The 18,803-nt window shown below is 50.7% G+C and carries 18 protein-coding genes; 11 read left to right on the top strand and 7 right to left on the bottom strand.

What is annotated here, in order from left to right; genetic code table 11:
- Nucleotides 1-149: 149 nt before the first annotated feature.
- The 6 genes from FJM74_RS20570 to FJM74_RS20545 form a co-directional block, all read right to left on the bottom strand.
- A complete protein-coding gene (locus FJM74_RS20570; protein ID WP_187264527.1) occupies nt 150-926 on the bottom strand; it encodes an amidohydrolase in 777 nt (258 codons plus the stop codon).
- A gap of 209 nt (nt 927-1,135) precedes the next feature.
- Nucleotides 1,136-2,326 carry a ribonuclease D gene (locus FJM74_RS20565; RefSeq protein ID WP_187264526.1) on the bottom strand — a complete coding sequence of 397 codons (1,191 nt, stop codon included), beginning with the start codon at nt 2,324-2,326 and terminating at the stop codon, nt 1,136-1,138.
- Between the two features lie 146 nt (nt 2,327-2,472).
- Nucleotides 2,473-2,700 carry a hypothetical protein gene (locus tag FJM74_RS20560; RefSeq protein WP_187264525.1) on the bottom strand — a complete coding sequence of 76 codons (228 nt, stop codon included), beginning with the start codon at nt 2,698-2,700 and terminating at the stop codon, nt 2,473-2,475.
- A gap of 382 nt (nt 2,701-3,082) precedes the next feature.
- Nucleotides 3,083-4,801, bottom strand: coding sequence for a M28 family metallopeptidase (locus tag FJM74_RS20555; RefSeq protein ID WP_187264524.1), 1,719 nt, complete (start codon nt 4,799-4,801; stop codon nt 3,083-3,085).
- Between the two features lie 559 nt (nt 4,802-5,360).
- Nucleotides 5,361-5,846, bottom strand: a complete 486-nt coding sequence (locus tag FJM74_RS20550; RefSeq protein WP_187264523.1) for a very short patch repair endonuclease — start codon at nt 5,844-5,846, stop codon at nt 5,361-5,363.
- Between the two features lie 85 nt (nt 5,847-5,931).
- Complete coding sequence (locus FJM74_RS20545) at nt 5,932-6,237, bottom strand: WYL domain-containing protein (protein ID WP_187264522.1); 306 nt, start codon at nt 6,235-6,237, stop codon at nt 5,932-5,934.
- Between the two features lie 722 nt (nt 6,238-6,959).
- Here FJM74_RS20545 and FJM74_RS20540 point away from each other — a divergent pair.
- From FJM74_RS20540 to FJM74_RS20495, 10 genes are all read left to right on the top strand, one after another.
- Entirely contained in the window at nt 6,960-9,716 is a 2,757-nt protein-coding gene (locus FJM74_RS20540; RefSeq protein ID WP_187264521.1) for a 2-oxoglutarate dehydrogenase E1 component, read from the top strand.
- Nucleotides 9,717-9,825: 109 nt separating this feature from the next.
- Nucleotides 9,826-11,412, top strand: coding sequence for a 2-oxoglutarate dehydrogenase complex dihydrolipoyllysine-residue succinyltransferase (gene odhB / locus FJM74_RS20535; protein WP_187264520.1), 1,587 nt, complete (start codon nt 9,826-9,828; stop codon nt 11,410-11,412).
- Nucleotides 11,413-11,541: 129 nt separating this feature from the next.
- A complete protein-coding gene (locus FJM74_RS20530) occupies nt 11,542-11,898 on the top strand; it encodes a four helix bundle protein (RefSeq protein WP_187264519.1) in 357 nt (118 codons plus the stop codon).
- Between the two features lie 101 nt (nt 11,899-11,999).
- A complete protein-coding gene (lpdA, locus tag FJM74_RS20525; RefSeq protein ID WP_187264518.1) occupies nt 12,000-13,403 on the top strand; it encodes a dihydrolipoyl dehydrogenase in 1,404 nt (467 codons plus the stop codon).
- A gap of 562 nt (nt 13,404-13,965) precedes the next feature.
- A complete protein-coding gene (locus FJM74_RS20520; RefSeq protein ID WP_187264517.1) occupies nt 13,966-14,802 on the top strand; it encodes an ABC transporter ATP-binding protein in 837 nt (278 codons plus the stop codon).
- A 4-nt stretch (nt 14,803-14,806) separates the two neighbouring features.
- On the top strand, nt 14,807-14,977 hold the full coding sequence (locus FJM74_RS20515; RefSeq protein ID WP_187264516.1) for a hypothetical protein: 171 nt from the start codon (nt 14,807-14,809) through the stop codon (nt 14,975-14,977).
- 38 nt (nt 14,978-15,015) lie between these two features.
- Nucleotides 15,016-15,762, top strand: a complete 747-nt coding sequence (locus FJM74_RS20510; protein ID WP_187264515.1) for a hypothetical protein — start codon at nt 15,016-15,018, stop codon at nt 15,760-15,762.
- 1 nt (nt 15,763) lies between these two features.
- Nucleotides 15,764-16,132 (top strand): GntR family transcriptional regulator, encoded by a 369-nt coding sequence (locus FJM74_RS20505; RefSeq protein WP_187264514.1) that lies wholly within the window; start codon nt 15,764-15,766, stop codon nt 16,130-16,132.
- Nucleotides 16,133-16,186: 54 nt separating this feature from the next.
- Entirely contained in the window at nt 16,187-16,384 is a 198-nt protein-coding gene (locus FJM74_RS20500; protein WP_187264513.1) for a hypothetical protein, read from the top strand.
- A gap of 259 nt (nt 16,385-16,643) precedes the next feature.
- Nucleotides 16,644-17,174: a nuclear transport factor 2 family protein gene (locus FJM74_RS20495; RefSeq protein WP_187264512.1), complete on the top strand. Its 531-nt coding sequence runs from the start codon at nt 16,644-16,646 to the stop codon at nt 17,172-17,174.
- Here the strand turns inward: FJM74_RS20495 and FJM74_RS20490 are convergent.
- The gene (locus FJM74_RS20490; protein ID WP_187264511.1) at nt 17,171-17,752 is read right to left on the bottom strand and encodes a hypothetical protein; all 582 of its coding nucleotides are present in this window, start codon (nt 17,750-17,752) and stop codon (nt 17,171-17,173) included. The genes FJM74_RS20495 and FJM74_RS20490 overlap by 4 nt on opposite strands.
- A 328-nt stretch (nt 17,753-18,080) precedes the next feature.
- On the opposite strand from FJM74_RS20490, the gene FJM74_RS20485 reads away from it, so the two are divergent.
- Complete coding sequence (locus FJM74_RS20485; RefSeq protein WP_187264510.1) at nt 18,081-18,800, top strand: ABC transporter ATP-binding protein; 720 nt, start codon at nt 18,081-18,083, stop codon at nt 18,798-18,800.
- Nucleotides 18,801-18,803 lie beyond the last annotated feature (3 nt).

Raw genomic sequence — 18,803 nt, 5'->3', positions numbered from 1 at the left:
CTGTTAATCCTTGGGGTCGGGGGGCTATTTAGAGATTCAGACAAAATTCAGCAGCATCAGCAGCAACAGAACCTGCTGGAGGGCCTTTTTCATTATAATAATTCGTACTACACCTCTCCCACAAATTACGGCTTTGCAAAGCTTGCTTTCTACCCTAACCTAAACTCATCCGCATCGAGGTGCGCCGGGAATTTTTCTCTGAAATCAGTAAGCTCCTGCTGGTTGAGCGTTACGGTGAAAATGCCTTCCTGCTGGCTCGTCTCCAGTAGCTTTACTCCTTTGGGGTGAATGATGGCGGAGTCGCCGGAGTAGGGGATGCCGTTGCCGTCGGTGCCGACCCGGTTCACCCCGATGGTGTAGGCCAGGTTTTCGATGGCGCGGGCTTGTAGCAGGGTGCTCCAGGCCAGTTTGCGGGCTTCGGGCCAGTTGGCTACATATAGCAGCAGGTCGTAGCTGTTCCGGACGTTGCGGCTCCAGACCGGGAAGCGCAGGTCGTAGCAGATCAGCGGGCGGATGCGCCAACCTTTTAGCTCTACCACAAGGTGTTCGTTTCCGGGAGAGTAGGTGTGGTGCTCTTTGGCCATCCGGAAGAGGTGCTTCTTGTCGTAGGTGTGGTAACTGCCATCAGGTTGTACCCACAGCAGGCGGTTATAAAATGCCTGCTCCTGCTGCACGATCAGGCTGCCTGTTAGCACGGCATTATGCGTTTTTGCCTGCTGCTGCATCCAGGCCAGGGTTTCTCCTGCAGGAGCCTCTGCCAGTTCCGGAGCATTCATGCTGAAGCCGGTGGTGAACATTTCCGGCAAGACGATCAGGTCCGTTTTGGGCGCAGCGGCAGCTAGTTTGTCAGCGAACATCTGCCGGTTCTGCGCCGCATCCTGCCAGTGCAGCGCTGTCTGAACAATCGTAACGGTGAGATCTTGCATAGCTATGGCTTTTATTACAGTTTGTGCAGCGGCAGCAGCAAAACCAAAGGCTCCTGAGGGGCGTTTTGATTGGAATAATTGGTTTAATGTGCTAATTCTTTAATGTACTGACGTGCTAACTGGTCAATTTACAAATTTGAAGATGAGAAGATTTGGAAATGAATTGCCAGCATAGGCCTAAAGAAGCAACTCTACACTCACTTACTCACTCATTCCAAATTCACATTATTCTTCCGGAGGGTGGGTGAAGGTAGTTTTATTTCTGCCTCTGCCGCCGTTTCCAGGAGTATATCCATGCCGTATTGTTTGGTACAGCGCAGTTTGCCGGTTTGGCTGTAGTCGGTTATCAGGCTTTGGGTAATGATGAGCCTGGAGGCGGACTCGCCATATTTTTCGATGATCTTTTTCTGTACCTGCGTCAGGGCCTCTTTGCGCTGTTCTGTTTCGGGCGTGCGGAGGGGGCGCTGAAAGCGGTTGTCAGCATACTCATGGCTGATCTCCTGTTTCCTGGCCTCCTGCTTTGCCTGCTCGAGCGCCTCTTTCAGAAGTTTTTCGTTCGCAGGTTTTTTCAGGGCGGCATGCAGCCCTTTGGTGTGGTTCAGCCATTCGTGTATGTCGGTGTTCGGGTTATTGGCCAGCTCCACCAGGGCATCGTTGGCAATAATAAAGGCGGAAGGCTTATTGAGCTTCTGGGCCATGCTGTCGCGGAACCGGAACAGTTTGTCCAGTATAAACTGCTGATACAAGTTGAGCCGGAAAGCATTGCGCAGCCTGAGGTGCGGATTTTCGGGCTCGGCATACACCAGTTGCTCCAGCAGCATGTTTTCCTCCTCAAGCCAGTGCATGCGGCTGGCCTCCTGCACTTTATCTACCAGCCTGTGCATTACGCGGTGCAGGTAAATCACGTCTATGGCAGCGTATCGGAGCTGGTCCTCGGTAAGGGGCCGCTTGTTCCAGTTGCTCGACTGCTGGCTTTTGTCTATCTCAATCCCAAATTCCTCTTTCATCACAGTGGCCAGCGAGGAGCGTTCGTAGTTCAGGATCTTGGCCGCCACATCGGTGTCCATCACACCTTTTATGCGGCAGCCCAGCTTGTCGAGCAACAGGATGTCGTTGTTGGAGTGGTGTATGATCTTGGTTATTTCCGGCGATGCAAAAAGCTTATACAGCTGTTCCAGGTCATTGATCTTAAAAGGATCAATGATGTAGCAGGTGCCCTGGCCGTCTGCTATCTGTATCAGGCAGAGCGTGAAGCCATAGGAAAAGCGGTTCTGGTCAAATTCCAGGTCAAGTGCCAGTTCTTTGCTTTGGCTAAGCTGTGCCACGGCCTCCAGCAGAGCTGCCTGGGTTTCTATCAGCACAATTGTGGTGCCGTCTTGTTGTATAGGAGTGTATTCCATCCTTAAATATAAATCTAAAACCGTGCCTGTGCCAGTTAATAACGCGCTTCCTATGGTTAAACAGGGATACAGGCAAACCGGCTACAAAAAAAGGTCCCTGCACAATGCAGAGACCCTTCAAATTTATTTAAATAATTTGGTTGAACCTATGGTTGTTCTTCCGGTATTTCATCGGCAACGCCATCGTTCACGGTCGTATCCTGTACTACCACAGTGGTGTCTTCGTCCATGTCAATGCTCAGGTCATCGCCCATATCGGCATCAGCCGGCATGCTGGAAGTATCAGATTCAGTTGCTGTATTATTATCGTTGCCACAGGCCGTAAAAGCGAAAAGTGCAAATGCGGCAAAGGCCAGTTTTATATTCTTTTTCATGACTAATTCATTTCGTTTGAAATAAAATTTGTACTTCTTTATACGGCGCTAAAAATAAATGTATCTGTAATTGTTAAATAAAATATTTAGATACATGGTTAAGTGTTTTAATATCAGGGTAAAAATATGTTTTAGTAAGGTCGGTGGCTCTGCTTGGAAGAAAAACAGGCTTGTAGTTTATTTTATTAAAATATTAATAAACAAATGTAAGGCAGTCGCATCTGTATGAAAGCTTACCTTGGGCATAGCTTTTCTGGCGATGATTAAAACTTAATTGCGGACAATTTAGCCAGGGTGTCAGGCCAGGTGCGGGAAAACCCGGGCAGTAGCTCCGGAGGAGTGGTTTATTTTATGGCTCCACCCAGAGTTGCTGCAAAAATTACTACTCTGTCATCATTTTGTCGCGCCGCTCCTTAAATTCTGCACCTTCTTTCCACTCGGGGTAGCGTGTGCCGTTGGCAATGCGGTGCCCCACCCGGAAGAGGAGCCGAAGGTCCTCCACGGCACCATCCAGGTTCCAGTCGTCGCGCACTTCGTCGCTCACTTTGTGGTAATCGTTGGTAGTGTAGGCCTCCTGTAGTTTGGTGGCAAAGTCGGCAGGCTGGTTGCGCACGGTAATGCCTGATTTGGCATAGAGCGCCGGCACGCCCTGTTTGGCAAACTCAAAATGATCGGAGCGGTAATAGGAGCCTTTCTCCGGGAACGCTTCCGGAACTACCCGCCGGTTCTGAGTGGCGGCTTCTTCCATCAGGATATCTTCTAAGGTGGAGTTACCATGGCCTATCACAATTACATCTTCTGTGGGGCCGTAGGTGTTCAGGCCATCCATGTTAATGTTAGCCAGGGTCTTGTTGAGTGGGTAAAGCGGGTTGCTGGCGTAATATTTGGAGCCTAGCAGTCCTTTCTCTTCGGCTGTTACGGCCAGGAACAGAACCGTGCGTTTCGGCCTTTCGGGTAAGGTTACGAAGGCTTTGGCCAGTTCAAGAAGGCCGGCAGTGCCGGTAGCATTGTCGAGAGCGCCGTTATAGATCTGGTCTCCGGTTAGTTTTTCGTCTTTGCCCAGGTGGTCCCAGTGCGCCGTGTATATAATGTACTCGTCCTTCAAATCCGGGTCAGAGCCTTCGAGTTTAGCGATCACATTGCGCGACTCTATCTCGCGGAGCTTGTTCTTTATTTTAAAGCTGGCTTTGGCGTTGAGCGGCACCGGCTTAAACTCTTTTTTCAGGGCGGCTGCCTTCAGTTGCTCCAGGCTTTTGCCGGCGGCGCTAAAAAGCTGGTGTGCCTTTTCGGTCGCAATCCAGGCTTCCACAGCGGTCTTGTCCATGTTCTTATTGGCTGCACTGATATCGAAATTCTCCCGGCTCCAACTGCCCGACACCACCTCGTAGGGGTAACCGGCAGGCCCGGTCTCGTGGATAATGATGGCAGCGGCTGCACCTTTCTCGGCGGCAATTTCATATTTGTAAGTCCAGCGGCCGTAGTAGGTCATGGCTTTGCCACCAAACATGGTGCTATCCAGTTTGTCGGGCGAGGAGGGGCTGGCAATGGGTGGATCGTTTATCAGCATCACAATGGTTTTGCCTTTCACGTCAACGCCCTTAAAGTCGTCCCAGCCATACTCCGGAGCCACAATGCCATAGCCCACAAACACCATGTCGGAGCTGTCTATAGCTATATCCGGCACAAAACGGCGGGAAACGGCCACATAATCTTCCGGAAACTCCAGGTTTATCTTTTTGCCACCAGCTGTAAAAGCGGCTTGGGCACTGGCTGTGAAGCCAAACATGGGCACCTGCTGCACATAGGTGCCGTCGGGGTTGCCAGGCTCAAGGCCAAGGTTTTTGAACTGCCGCGTCAGGTAATTTACAGTAGAGTCTTCGCCACGCGTACCGGGGCCACGGCCTTCAAAGGCATCTGATGCCAGCACGGTGGTGTGCAGCAGCAGATCGCTGGCGTTAATGGTTTGCAGGGCAGGTTGCAGGTTGGTGGTGTCGGGGTTGGCCACTGTCTCTGTTTCGGTGTCTGCCACCTCCCTGGAGCGCTCGCTGCAGCTCAGGGCGCAGCAGCTTAAGGCCCAAATGAGCCAGGTGTACTTTTTCATAGGTAATGGTTTAGGTGTTGTCCGGTTTCCTATAACGATAAAAGAGGTCGGGTGGCTAAAATTTATAAACTGCGAGGCAACTTTCCGGAAATCGAAATGGCACTGTGATCTGTTACAGGGCGCAAGACACTTTCCTTTGATTTTCAGGTCTGACTAAATCTAAAGTTGAATTCCGGAAAGTGGTGTCGTGGCCTGCTAGGCAGGTAGAGTCCATTGGGTGCATTGGTTCGGAGTACATGCACAGAATAAGGCCTGCTGCCTAACAGCCAAAGTATCAACAGAGCCTCTGGAGGGGGTTTTTGATTAGAATAATTCATGAATAGAGCCTCCTCCTGCTGCGCTACCTGACCCCGGCAACACTAACTTGTAGGTGCCTGGTCTGCTTTCAATTTAAAAATGAATGTAAGAACGGACCCTGGGAAACACAAACCTCTTGATTCCTGCTGCAGAAAAAAGTCAAATACCACCGGTCTGCCATTCAGTCTTAAAACAGAGCAGCAGCAGCAGAGCCTCTGGAGGGGCAAAAACATTAGAATAATTTGCGGATGGCCGGCTTTGCTCAGGCTGCTATTTCCCAGCTGGCAGGCACGCCCTGGTGCAGTTCCCTGATCAGGGTAAGGCAGCCCTCGGTGTCGGCATAGAGCTGACACTCCCAGATAGTAAGACAGGTCCAGCCGGCTTCGCGGTACATGATTTTATAGGCTGCGTCGCGGGCCATGTTGCGCTCAAATTTGTTTTGCCAGAAGGGTACATTCGTTTTAGGGAGAGCCGGCAGGCAGTAGGGGCAGCGGTGCCAGAAGCAGCCATGCACAAAAACAGCCAGTTTGCGGCCAGGGTAGCAGATGTCCGGCTTGCCGGGGGCTTTAGGCCAGTGTACCCGGTAGCCGCGCAGGCCTGCCTGCCAAAGCCTTTGGCGAAGCAGCAGCTCCGGCCTCGTGTTTCCGGACTTGTTGCCACGCATATACCGGCTCACCTTTTCCTGGGCGGTGAGCGGAACAGTTGCCGTGTGTTTCTGGTAAGTTTTATGTTTCTTTTTAGCGGCCAAACCTCTTCTTTTTGCGAAAGACGGAATTGCCTGTATAACAAGCGGAGGGTAGCTTAGGTGCCCCAGGAGTGAAAAATAAGGTGCCTCAGATTCTGTAATAGATTCTGCTCATAGTGCTGTCATAAGGGTCGTAGCCGGGGCGGGGAGAGGAAAACCTTCTCTCCAGAAGTTTGAGCTCCGATAAGTTGCTCAGCTCAAAGCATTTCCATCCGGTTGCCAGGCTCTCTTTTTTGCTTCTGTTAATCTGCCAGGCCAGCAGGCAATCCTCTGCATCAAAGTTTTTGCCCACCAGGTGTGGCTCTACAAGATACTCTTTATTTTTGTAGGTGAACCGGATGAGGAGGCGTGCGCCGATTGCTCTCGAAATTTCATCTAACAGGTGGCTGTACATAGCGAGTCATATTTAAAAGATGAAACTGATGCTTTTTGCTCTGGCATGCAGGACTTGATTAAATTTCTGATCTGCCGCCAAAAAAACCGACCAGACATGGCTTCGGTGAGAAAATGTGATGTCTGGGTGCTTTCAGACCCATATGTGGCGCAGATCATCTAAACTAAACATACCTGCCTCAGGGAACCTGTGCCATTACTCTTTAGTCAGAATAAAAGTAGGAAGAGTTAATAGAAGTATAAAGGAAAAAATATGGCTGAAAGTAACATGCTATACAGCCGGAGCACGTAGGTCGTGATCAGTAAAATGCCTCTTAAACAGCCGCTGGCCGCCCGTGCACTATCTCTGGTGGCCTGCTAAAGTAACATGCACTTCGGCCGTTGTTACGGCAACCTGAACAATAAAATCTCTTTTTAACATCATTTATTTAAGGCTGGGATGTGGGGCGGCGGCCCCTGCAAGCATAGTGGCATATAAAAAGTGAGTTTTGCTTCTGTATATTATCGCATTGTCCTACATTTACACTAACATTCGTTTGAAAAAGATAAAAAAACATTTATAAGCATATTCAACGTTAATAAAAGAGGAACAAAAGTATAGCGGACAGATGGGCCATTAATTTACTGAAAACCAGTTAAACCCGCTTATGCGAATACAAGAGATTTGTTTTTTTACAATTACTTCTATCTTTGCTGCGCTTTAAAAAAGCAGCAACAAATTTTATGGACAAATATACGTACATCGCCAATGCGCACGGCGCTTACATTGATGAACTTTATAAAGCTTATCAACAAGATCCGGAATCAGTAGAGTTCGGGTGGCGCAAATTTTTTGAAGGGTATGAGTTCTCCGGCACCTACTCCGAGAATGGGTACGAGAAAGAAGATGTAGCAGCTGCTCCCGCTAAATCGGCGTCAGGCGTGCAGCGCGAATCCGAAAAAGAGGTTGCTGTGCGTAATCTGATTTATGCCTACCGCAGCCGTGGGCACCTGCGCGCCAAAACCAACCCGGTGCGCGAGCGCAAAGACCGCAAGGCACTGCTCGACCTGAAAGATTTCGGGCTGACAGAGGCAGATCTGGACACCGTGTTTCAGGTGGGCGAGGTAATCGGCATAGGGCCAGCCACCCTGCGCGACATTTTAAATGCCGTAAAGAAAATATACGAGGCAGGCATCGGCTTCGAGTACATGTACATCCGCGATCCGGAGATACTGACCTGGCTGCAGCAGAAGATCGAGAGAGATTTCCTGAGCTTTAACCCGCCAATAGAATACAAAAAGCGTATTCTCTGCAAACTCAACGAGGCGGTTGTATTTGAGAACTTCCTGCACACAAAGTTCTTGGGGCAGAAACGCTTCTCACTCGAAGGGGGTGAGACAACTATTCCGGCTCTTGATGCCATCATAGACAGAGCCTCCGAGCTTGGTGCCAGAGAAGTGGTGATAGGCATGGCGCACCGCGGCCGCCTGAACGTGCTGGCCAACATCATGGGCAAAACCTATGAGCAGATTTTCTCTGAGTTTGAAGGCACGGCCGTTCCGGACCTGACTTACGGCGATGGCGACGTGAAATACCACATGGGCATCTCCTCCGAAGTAGATACCCCGTCTGGCAATAAAGTTAATCTGAAACTGGCTCCTAACCCGTCGCACCTGGAAGCGGTGAACCCGGTGGTAGAAGGTTTTGTGCGTGCCAAAATAGACTGCATGTACGAAAAAGATCCGCGCAAGATCGTACCCATCCTGATCCATGGCGATGCAGCCGTGGCAGGCCAGGGCATTGTGTACGAAGTAACGCAGATGTCGAAACTGGCTGGTTATGCCACGGGCGGTACCATCCACTTCGTGATCAACAACCAGATCGGTTTCACCACCGACTTCGTAGATGCCCGCTCCTCTATTTACTGCACCGATGTTGCCAAAATGATAGATGCCCCAGTGCTGCACGTAAATGGCGATAACCCGGAAGCCGTAGTTTTTGCGGTGCGTCTGGCAACGGAGTACCGGCAGAAATTTGGCGGCGACATCTTTATCGATATGGTATGCTACCGTCGCCATGGCCACAACGAGGCCGACGAGCCTAAGTTTACGCAGCCGCACCTTTACAACCTGATCTCGAAGCACCCGAACCCACGCGAAGTTTATAACAAAGAGCTTATCAGCCACGGCGAGATTGATGCCGAGCTGGCTGATTCAATGGACAAAGAGTTTCGCCAGTTGCTGCAGGACCGGCTGGATATGGTAAAGCAAAAGCCACTCCCTTATAAATACCAGACACTGGAAAAGGAATGGAAAGAACTGCGCCGCTCCCAACCCGGAGATTTTGACCAGTCGCCGGAGACAGGCATATCGGAGGATACCGTGAAGAAGGTAGGAGAGGCGCTTACCTCTGTTCCGCAAGGCTTTAAGCCGCTTAAGCAAATAGAGAAGCTATTGAAGGACCGGAAAGAAATGTTCTTCGAGACCCGCCAGCTAAACTGGGCCGCTGCTGAGCTACTTGCTTACGGCTCTATCTTAACAGATGGCAGAATAGTGCGCCTGAGCGGCCAGGACGTGCAGCGCGGCACTTTCTCGCATCGCCATGCCGTGCTGCGCGATGCCAACACCAGCGCGCCGTATTGCAACCTGAACTATATACAGGAAGGCCAGCGTGAGCTGGAAATTTACAACTCCCTGCTTTCTGAGTATGGTGTGCTCGGCTTTGAGTTTGGCTATGCCATGGCTAACCCAAATGCACTGGTTATCTGGGAGGCGCAGTTCGGCGACTTTGCCAATGGCGCCCAGGTCATGATCGACCAGTTTATAACGGCTACAGAATCTAAGTGGCAGCGCATGAACGGTGTGGTAATGCTGTTGCCGCACGGCTACGAAGGCCAGGGGCCAGAGCACTCCAATGCCCGCCCGGAACGCTTTCTGCAGCTTGCCGCCGAAAACAACATATTCGTGACGAACATTACCACACCAGCCAACTTCTTCCACATGCTGCGCCGCCAGCTGGCCCTGCCTTTCCGCAAGCCGGCTATCAACATGTCGCCTAAGTCGCTGTTGCGCCACCCAACTGTAGTGTCTCCGGTAGAGGAGTTCACATCGGGCGGTTTCAGAGAAGTGATTGGCGATGTGTTCGCTTCGGCAAAGAGTGTGAAGAAAGTGTTGCTATGTACTGGCAAGGTGTTTTTTGACCTGCTCGAAGAGCAGCAGAAGAATAAGCGCACCGATGTGGCCATTATCCGCCTGGAGCAATTGGCGCCATTCCCTAAGGTGCAGCTGGAGACAGAACTGAAGAAATACAAGAACGCCAGCATATACTGGGTACAGGAGGAGCCGGAGAATATGGGAGCCTGGATGTACATGCTGCGCATTATGCGAAAGCAGCTGGAAGATGTAATTGCGCGTAAACCAAGTGCCTCGCCTGCCACCGGCTACATGAAAGTGCACGTAAAAGAGCAGCAGGACATTGTAAACCGAGCATTCGAAATTTAGTGAGGAGGATGGGGCAGGAGCTTAAGCTGGTCCCTGGAGAAAGCTTTTTTTAACCTTTCCCCATCCTTCAGTCGTAACCCTTAATTCGTCATTCATAATTGGAATAAATATGAGTTTAGAAGTAAAAGTGCCTGCCGTAGGCGAATCTATAACCGAGGTAACGATAGCCCAGTGGCTGAAAAAAGACGGTGACCGCGTAGAGATGGATGAGGTGATTTGTGAGTTGGAATCTGACAAAGCAACATTCGAATTGCCCGCCGAAGCCGCAGGTATTTTACGGATAGTAGCACAGGAAGGCGACACGATAGAAGTAGGAGCCCTGATCTGCAGAATCGAACAAAATGGTGAGGCATCTGGTGCCGCTGCTCCGGCCGCACCAGCCGTTGCCGCCACCGAACAGCAGGCTGCACCGGCCGCTGCTGCCCCTGAGCAGCAGGCCGCCGCTCCAGCCGCACAGCAGGGAGGCGCCGGCGAAACTATAGAAATGAAAGTGCCAACCGTAGGCGAATCTATAACCGAGGTAACCATTGCCAACTGGCTGAAAAAGGATGGCGACCATGTAGAAATGGACGAAATCATTGCCGAGCTGGAATCTGACAAAGCTACCTTTGAGCTGCCTGCCGAAGGCGCCGGCACGCTGCAGATTGTAGCGCAGCAAGGCGATACCATCGAGATTGGCGCTACTATCTGCCGTATCGTGGCAGGTGCAGGCGGTGCTGCCGCTAAACCGGCTGCTCAGCCTGCCGCTCCGGCTGCACAGCCAGCAGCGGCAACAGGCACTGGCAACCAGACCTATGCCTCTGGCACACCATCGCCGGCGGCCGGCAAAATTCTTTCCGAAAAAGGCATTAACCCGGCCGATGTGCAGGGTACCGGCCGCGATGGCCGCATTACCAAAGAAGACGCCCAGGGCGCTCAGAAAGCTGCTTCAGTTCCTGCCGCAGCCCCGGCTCCTGCCGCGAAGCAAGAGGCTGCCGCACCGGCTGCCAGCGGAGACCGCAACCAGCGCCGCGAAAAGATGAGCAGCCTGCGCAAAACAGTCGCCCGCCGCCTGGTACAGGTTAAAAATGAAACGGCCATGCTCACTACCTTCAATGAGGTAGACATGAAACCGATCATGGACATTCGCGCCAAGTATAAAGACAAGTTCAAAGAGAAGCACGAAGTAGGCCTCGGCTTTATGTCGTTCTTCACCAAAGCCTGCACGGTAGCGCTGCAGGAGTGGCCAGCCGTAAACGCCATGATAGATGGCAACGATATGGTGTTCAATGATTTTTGCGATATATCCATAGCCGTTTCTTCTCCTAAAGGCCTGGTGGTGCCGGTTATCCGCAATGCGGAGCAACTGACGCTGGATGGCATCGAGAAGGAAGTTATCCGCCTGGCTAAAAAAGCAAGAGACGGTAAATTGTCAATCGAAGAAATGACAGGCGGTACCTTTACCATCACCAACGGTGGTGTGTTCGGTTCTATGATGTCTACGCCGATTATCAATGCGCCGCAATCTGCCATTCTGGGTATGCACAACATTGTGCAACGGCCTGTAGCCATCAACGGTCAGGTAGAGATCCGGCCCATGATGTACGTGGCTCTGTCTTACGACCACCGCAGCATCGACGGCCGCGAGTCAGTAAGCTTCCTGGTGCGGGTGAAGGAACTGCTGGAAGACCCGATGCGCTTATTATTAGGCGTTTAGAAATAACGCCTAATAATAAGCGCAGTTAAGAGTTAAAAGTTATGAGTTAAGAGTTGTTGGTGAAATATTTTTGAAGTATTACAAAACAACTTTTAACTTATAGCCTTTAACTCTTAATTATGTAAAGCAATGGCTGAAAGTATCGTGGCGCAAAAGTCATTTCAGTTTGCGATACGGATTGTGAAGCTTTATTTGTATCTGAAGGATCAGAAGAAAGAATTTGTATTGGCAAAGCAACTGCTAAGAAGCGGCACCTCTATTGGCGCTAATGCTGAAGAAGCTGTAGCAGCACAGTCTAAATCAGATTTCATTCATAAGCTACACCTCGCTTTAAAAGAGACACGCGAAACCAGCTATTGGCTTCGCCTGCTGCACACAGCAGGGTTGATTGAAAGCGCAGCCTTTAAAAGTATACATAACGATTGTTTAGAGTTGCAAAAGATGCTGAGTAGCATTATTCTCACGTCTAAAAAGAATAACTCTTAGATTTAATCCAAAACAAAGATAAAGTGTTAGGCAGCCTTATTCTTATATCAAAACAAGAATAACTCTTAACTCATAACTTTTAACTCTTAACTATTTAAGCCGTGAAATACGATGTAGTAGTTATCGGTTCAGGACCTGGTGGGTATGTGGCGGCTATACGCTGTGCCCAGCTTGGTTTGAAAACCGCTATCGTTGAAAAATATAATGTATTAGGAGGCACCTGCCTCAACGTGGGTTGTATCCCGTCTAAAGCGCTGCTCGACTCGTCGGAGCATTTCCATAATGCCGCGCATACCTTTACCACGCATGGCATCGACCTGGAGAACCTGCAGGTGAACATGCAGCAGATGATCAAGCGCAAAGGCGAAGTGGTGAAGTCGAACAACGACGGCATTGCTTTTCTGATGAAGAAAAACAAGATCGACACTTACTTCGGGCTTGGCTCTTTTGTTAGCAAGAACAAGCTTAAAGTAACTGGTGCCGACGGTAACGTGCAGGAGATCGAAACAGATAAAACGATTATCGCGACAGGTTCAAAACCGACTGCGCTGCCGTTCCTGCCAATCGACAAAAAGCGCATTATTACTTCTACAGAGGCGCTGACGCTAACAGAAGTGCCCAAGCACATGATCGTGATCGGGGGGGGCGTAATCGGGCTGGAACTTGGCTCGGTGTATGCCCGCCTGGGCGCCAAAGTAACTGTGGTAGAGTTTCTCGATTCCATTATCCCGACGATGGACCGCGCGTTAGGCAGAGAGTTGCAGCGCGTACTGAAGAAGACCCTGGGTTTTGAGTTCTTCTTCAGCCACAAAGTAACCGGTGCTACCAACGAAGGCGAAACGGTGAAAGTAACAGCCGAAAATCCGAAAGGAGAGACAGTGACATTTGAAGGGGATTACGTGCTGGTGTCTGTTGGTCGTAAGCCATTCACGGATGGCCTCGGCCTGGAGAACGCAGGCGTGCAGCTGGGCGAACGCGGCATGATTGCCGTAAACGACCACCTTGAGACAAACGTGCCGGGTATTTATGCCATTGGCGACGTAGTACGAGGCGCCATGCTGGCACACAAGGCCGAAGAAGAAGGCGTGCTGGTAGCCGAGCAGATCGTAGGGCAGAAGCCGCACATCAACTACAACCTGATACCAGGCGTGGTGTATACCTGGCCGGAAGTGGCAGGCGTGGGCTATACCGAGGAGCAACTGAAGGAGCAGGGACGTGCCTTTAAATCAGGTTCGTTCCCGTTTAAGGCATCGGGCCGCGCGAAGGCCTCTATGGACACCGACGGCTTTGTAAAAGTACTGGCAGATAAAGAAACAGATGAGATTCTGGGCGTGCACATGATCGGCCCACGCGCCGCCGACATGATAGCCGAGGCAGTTGTAGCCATGGAGTTCCGGGCATCGGCAGAAGACATAGCCCGCATGAGCCACGCGCACCCTACCTACACCGAGGCCATGAAAGAAGCTTGTCTGGCAGCTACCGAGAACAGACCGCTTCATATTTAGAGCTTACATTTATTGATAATAGCCAACAGCGCCACCTCTACAGGGTGGCGCTTTTGGTTTTAAGCATGGAGAGGAAGTTAGGTGAGGATTAACGTATTGAGTTTGGATTGGTCACTTATAAATGTAGCTGTGTTACGAATTATTCTAATGATTTTACCCCTTCAGAGGTTTCTGCTGCTCCTGTTGCTGCTCTGTTTAACATCTAACATCTGGAATCTACTAGCTAGCATCTAAACAGAGCAGCGGCAGATACCTCCGGAGGGCCCTTTTCATTCAAATAATTAGTGTGTCCGGATCTGCTGGTACACCCTTGCTATCTTAAAGCTGCTGCTTTCCCTGCTTTTATTATTCCCGTCGCTAAAATAATTTTCCTTTCTGGCTTCCTGTCTGTTGCTGCCTAAGTGCCTTATTTTCAACTATAAGGCACTTTTCTCAGCCGGAGAGACATTCATTTAGATTCCTGAAAAATATTTTTCGAAAATAATTTGACATTATCAAAACCTCTTGTACATTTGTAGTGTACTAAGTAACTAGTACACTACCACAACAAACAGATAAAACTATGATCGCTCTAAAAGATATTCAGTTCCGGTACAAAAAGCAGCGGCCGCTTTTCGAAAACCTGAACCTGACGCTGCAGCCCGGCTTTATTTATGGGCTGTTAGGCAAAAACGGGGCTGGCAAATCGTCGCTGCTCAAGCACATGGCGGGCCTGCTGTACCCCAACAGGGGCGAGTGCCGGGTGTTCGGGTATAATGCCCAGGACAGGAACCCGCTCATGCTGCAGGATATTTACGTGATTCCGGAAGAGTTTGAACTGCCGGGCATCAGCATTGCCAGCTTTATAGATAACAATGCCGTTTTCTACACCCGGTTCGATTATGCGCAGATGGATGCCTATCTTACAGAGTTTGAGCTGCCCCGCACTGCAAAGCTCTCGAACCTGTCTTACGGCCAAAAGAAGAAATTCCTGATTGCCTTTGGCCTCTCCACCAACGCCCGCCTGCTGATCCTCGACGAGCCGACCAATGGCCTGGACATTCCCTCAAAAAGCCAGTTCCGCAAAATTATGGCCTCCTCGCTGGACGAAGAGAAGCTGATCATTATCTCTACCCACCAGGTGCGCGACCTCGAAAACCTGATCGACAACATTGTGGTGCTGGAGCAGGGTAGCATTGTCTTTAACCAGAATGTGGCCGATATTTCTGAGAAAGTAACCTTTGAGTACAACCTGAACGGGGTGCCAGACAACGAAGTGCTGTATGCCGAGGAACTGCATGGCCGCAGGGCCGGAATCGTGAAAAACCTGTCGGGCCTGGAGACGCGGATAGACCTGGAACTGCTGTTTAACGGCATTATAAAAGATGCGGCCACCATAAACAGGCATTTTGCCAACTAACCTTATGAACGCAATCTTCTACCTCCGGAAACTGCGCCACCTAGCCGGGCAGTACTTCCCTTTACGATCTTTTGGCGTGGCTGCGGCGGCCGTTACCTGCGCGGTGGTGGTGCAGTCGGGGCAGGTGAACTTTGTTTATCCGTTAGAACTGTTGCTTAACGATCTTATAAAATGAATACGACCATACCACTGACCTTAGTACAAGCTAAAACTATGAATCCTGTATTTGACCTCGGCAGGCTGGGCTTCTTTTTGAAACGCCAGTTATCATTGAACCTGAATACCCTCTGGATGGCCATACTGTCCGGCTTCGGCACCTTGCTGGTTATCTCCGCACTCTTCGCCTTCTTTAACCGCGAAGATACTGATGTGCTGTTTGGCCTGCGCAACCTGTACCTGGTCGCGTTTTTCCTGGCAGGTTATGTGTTTACCAGCCTGGTGTTCAACGAGATGAACTCTCCTAAAAAAAGCTACGCCTTCCTGACACTGCCTGTTTCTAAGGTAGAGAAACTGGTGGGGGCCTGGCTGGTTTCGGCCCCTGTGTTTGTGCTGCTGTATGGGGCCATTATGGTGCTACTTGCCTTCTTCAGCTCCATGCTGGCGCAACAGCCGGAAGTATTCCCGCATTTGTTCGATCGGGATGTCTGGATTTGTGTAAAGGTCTACCTGGTAACTCATTCGGTTTTCTTTTTGGGCGCCTGCACCTTTAAGGGCAACAACTTCCTGAAAACGCTGCTGGCCCTGATCGTGTTTGCGCTGATCATTGCTGTGTACAGTGGTAGCGTAGGATATCTGCTGCTGGGCGACCAGGGGCAGGTAAACGAGGAGTCAATCAACCCGGCACTAAAAGAGAATTTTGAGTTTATCTTCACCCGGATCATCCCATTTATATTCTGGTATCTGTTAGCTCCTTTTTTGCTGGTAGTATCTTATTTTAAATTACAAGAAAGGCAGGTATAAGATGGAATTCAGAGAAACCCAGGCTATTTATCTTCAGATCGCAGACCGCTTTTTCGAGAACATACTGCAAAAGAAATGGGTCAGCGGAGATAAAATACCCTCTATAAGAGACATGGCAGTAGAGTTTGAAGTGAACCCCAACACAACGATGAGAACATTTAATTTTTTGCAGGACAAGGGCGTGATCTATAACAAGCGCGGCATCGGCTACTTTCTGGCCGACGATGGCCTCGAAAAAACCATTGCCCTTAAAAAGGAGCAGTTTCTGCAGGAAGAGCTGCCCATGTTTGTAAAGACCATGCAGTTGCTGGGCCTCACCCTCGACGACCTGAAAACCTACGTGCAGCGCAACCCACTCTCTGACAACTAAGCGCAGAGAATTCCCTGACCTAAATCAGAATCTTACCTAAAAAGACAAATCAAAATGGCTACAAGCAACAAACTTCTGCTGGGCTTGCTCATAACCGTGCTGCTTTTTATCACCGTTATGCTCAGCATCGGCAAATTCTATGGCATCGGATCTCATGTCGATATAGATTTCGACAACAAAACAGAAGCACCGGTGCCACCAGCCCCACCTGCTGCGCCCCAGGCCCCGGCAGCCCCGGCACCAGCTGAGTAAAGCTAACTGCTCCCCCTACTACCACACGCCAAAAACTATGAAAAAGCTGAATACCGGAAACCAAGGCTGCTGTAACAGGCCAATAAGGTTTCCGGCACTCAGGTCAGTAAAATTTACCCTTTGCACTAGTTCCCTTCCTGTTGGCAAGCTGTTGCCCCTGCAGTGCCTGCTGTTTTAGCCACCCGGCATCAATACAAGTTAGCTGGTTTTATCTAAAGAGGAGAACGCCAGCACACCATCCAGCCTAAAAAATACTACTATGAAAATCAGGAATTATATTTTGTTGGCTCCAGCATTATTAGGGCTGGCTTGCGCATTCCCCCAGTTGCTGGTGGCTCAGCCACGGCACGTAATCACGGTTGAGGAAACCATCATGAAACTCGACAGTACCTTCTGGGTGGCCTACAACAACTGCGACACCGACCAGATGGACCAGCTTATAGCGGAAGATGTAGAGTTTTACCACGACAAGGGAGGCCCGACGCTTGGAAGGGATAGCCTGAGCACCAGCATTAAAAAGAACCTGTGCAGCAACGACAACTTCAGGTTGAAGCGGGAGGCAGTAAAGGGAACGGTGAAGGTGTATCCTATGGCTAAAGCCGGAACCATCTATGCCGCCATCATACTGGGAGACCACACCTTTACTGTTCTGGAGAAAGGTAAACCGGAAAAATTAGATGGCCTGGCAAAATTTATTCATCTCTGGCTGCTGGAAAACGAGCGCTGGAAAATGAAGCGAATCCTCAGCTACGACCACGGCCCGGCAACTGGCAGAAACAAAGAAGATTAAATATGCTGGAACGGGCGGATCAGCTTTAACAAACCGGCAGCACCTCCTTCTTCTGCTCCATCAAAACCTTTTACGGGCGAAAGGCCCAGCCACTCCCGCCGCAGCTGATTGATCAAAGCCAGGTTTACAGGCTGCTCTGGGTGCTGCTGCTGATAAACAGCCACTGCTACAGCCGTTTTTAGAGCGTTGGCTTTTAGGCGGGTGGTGTGGGTGGCGTAGCGGGCAGGGTGCAGGTGCACATGGCGTTCCTCCTCCAGGCCCCACCTGAGTACCCAGGTACTGCCATCGGAGAGGGTAAGCAAGCGGTAATCGGTGGCGGCTTGCTGCAGGTACTGCCGGTAAGCTGCCGGGGCCAGCACCTGTTGCTCCTGCAATTGCCCCAGCACCTCCGCCGCCAGCTGCTCCGGCAACAGCGGGCCTGTATAAAAATCCAGTTGGGACCTGCCTATAGTTTGCAACGCGGTGCGCAGTGCTGCCTCAGTGGCTGTTGCTCCCTGCCGCACAAACTCCCGGATATAACCCAGGTGGTGCTTAAGCGGATGGAAAAGAACTGGCTTTGGCAGGAGAGGCGCATGCATCAGAGGGCAGAATTCATTAGAAAAATTTGTACATTAGGAAAAGCAGGAGAAGCCTCAGCAGGCGCTAAGAAATAAACGTCAAGGTCAGGCAACCGGCTCACAACTTCCTGCATCATAGGAGTATTGCTACTGAAACGAGTTGCGGCGGGCACTGGTTTAGCCGATGCTGTTGCCGGTACGCAGCAGCTTTTTTGCTGTTTGTAGACAAAGTATGGCTGTAAGTCGATATTTAGGTGTAGTAAGTATAAGATTTAGAAATAGTTGCCAGGATTCTGGTACTTTGTATGGCCTGTTACCTGTGCTTTTGTGTCATAATTTCGCTGCTGATATGATCCAGCTATCCAATATCCAGAAATACTATACCGTAGGCCATAACAAGTTGCATGTGCTCAAAGGCATCGACCTGCAGGTGCGGGAGGGGGAGCTGGTGTCGATTATGGGATCTTCCGGCTCTGGAAAGTCCACGCTGCTCAACATCCTGGGTATTCTCGACGATTATGATCTGGGCGAGTACACTTTGGCGGGCACCCTGATGAAAAACCTGTCGGCCACCAAAGCGGCCTACTACCGCAACAAGTTCCTGGGCTTCGTGTTTCAGTCGTTTAACCTGCTCTCCTTTAAAAATGCGATGGAGAATGTGGCGCTGCCCCTGTACTACCAGCAGGTGGGCCGCAGGCAGCGCAACAAGCTGGCGCTGGAGTACCTCGACATGGTGGGCCTGAAGGACTGGGCCGGGCACTCGCCTAACGAAATGTCGGGCGGGCAGCGGCAGCGGGTGGCCATTGCGCGGGCGCTCATATCGCAGCCCAAGCTCATCCTGGCCGACGAGCCCACCGGTGCCCTCGACTCTAAAACATCTTACGAAGTAATGGAGATTTTTAAAGAGGTGAACCGAAAAGGCATGACAGTGGTAATCGTAACGCACGAAAACGACATTGCCGACCAGACAGACCGCATCATCCGGCTCAAAGACGGACTTATTGTGGACGATATTGCCGAGGCTGTGCACAGCAGCCACACTCAAGATGCCGCTGTCTCCGGCAAATAACAT

The organism is Pontibacter beigongshangensis, from assembly GCF_014332515.1.
Taxonomy (GTDB): domain Bacteria; phylum Bacteroidota; class Bacteroidia; order Cytophagales; family Hymenobacteraceae; genus Pontibacter; species Pontibacter beigongshangensis.
This window is presented reverse-complemented; position numbering and strand designations above follow the sequence as displayed.

What these genes read in the sequence shown, in the direction of transcription:
- FJM74_RS20570 (WP_187264527.1), bottom strand. Translation starts at nt 926, where the DNA reads ATGCAAGATCTCACCGTTACGATTGTTCAGACAGCGCTGCACTGGCAG.
- FJM74_RS20565 (WP_187264526.1), bottom strand. Translation starts at nt 2,326, where the DNA reads ATGGAATACACTCCTATACAACAAGACGGCACCACAATTGTGCTGATA.
- FJM74_RS20560 (WP_187264525.1), bottom strand. Translation starts at nt 2,700, where the DNA reads ATGAAAAAGAATATAAAACTGGCCTTTGCCGCATTTGCACTTTTCGCT.
- FJM74_RS20555 (WP_187264524.1), bottom strand. Translation starts at nt 4,801, where the DNA reads ATGAAAAAGTACACCTGGCTCATTTGGGCCTTAAGCTGCTGCGCCCTG.
- FJM74_RS20545 (WP_187264522.1), bottom strand. Translation starts at nt 6,237, where the DNA reads ATGTACAGCCACCTGTTAGATGAAATTTCGAGAGCAATCGGCGCACGC.
- FJM74_RS20540 (WP_187264521.1), top strand. Translation starts at nt 6,960, where the DNA reads ATGGACAAATATACGTACATCGCCAATGCGCACGGCGCTTACATTGAT.
- odhB (WP_187264520.1), top strand. Translation starts at nt 9,826, where the DNA reads ATGAGTTTAGAAGTAAAAGTGCCTGCCGTAGGCGAATCTATAACCGAG.
- FJM74_RS20530 (WP_187264519.1), top strand. Translation starts at nt 11,542, where the DNA reads ATGGCTGAAAGTATCGTGGCGCAAAAGTCATTTCAGTTTGCGATACGG.
- FJM74_RS20520 (WP_187264517.1), top strand. Translation starts at nt 13,966, where the DNA reads ATGATCGCTCTAAAAGATATTCAGTTCCGGTACAAAAAGCAGCGGCCG.
- FJM74_RS20515 (WP_187264516.1), top strand. Translation starts at nt 14,807, where the DNA reads ATGAACGCAATCTTCTACCTCCGGAAACTGCGCCACCTAGCCGGGCAG.
- FJM74_RS20510 (WP_187264515.1), top strand. Translation starts at nt 15,016, where the DNA reads ATGAATCCTGTATTTGACCTCGGCAGGCTGGGCTTCTTTTTGAAACGC.
- FJM74_RS20505 (WP_187264514.1), top strand. Translation starts at nt 15,764, where the DNA reads ATGGAATTCAGAGAAACCCAGGCTATTTATCTTCAGATCGCAGACCGC.
- FJM74_RS20500 (WP_187264513.1), top strand. Translation starts at nt 16,187, where the DNA reads ATGGCTACAAGCAACAAACTTCTGCTGGGCTTGCTCATAACCGTGCTG.
- FJM74_RS20495 (WP_187264512.1), top strand. Translation starts at nt 16,644, where the DNA reads ATGAAAATCAGGAATTATATTTTGTTGGCTCCAGCATTATTAGGGCTG.
- FJM74_RS20490 (WP_187264511.1), bottom strand. Translation starts at nt 17,752, where the DNA reads ATGCATGCGCCTCTCCTGCCAAAGCCAGTTCTTTTCCATCCGCTTAAG.
- FJM74_RS20485 (WP_187264510.1), top strand. Translation starts at nt 18,081, where the DNA reads ATGATCCAGCTATCCAATATCCAGAAATACTATACCGTAGGCCATAAC.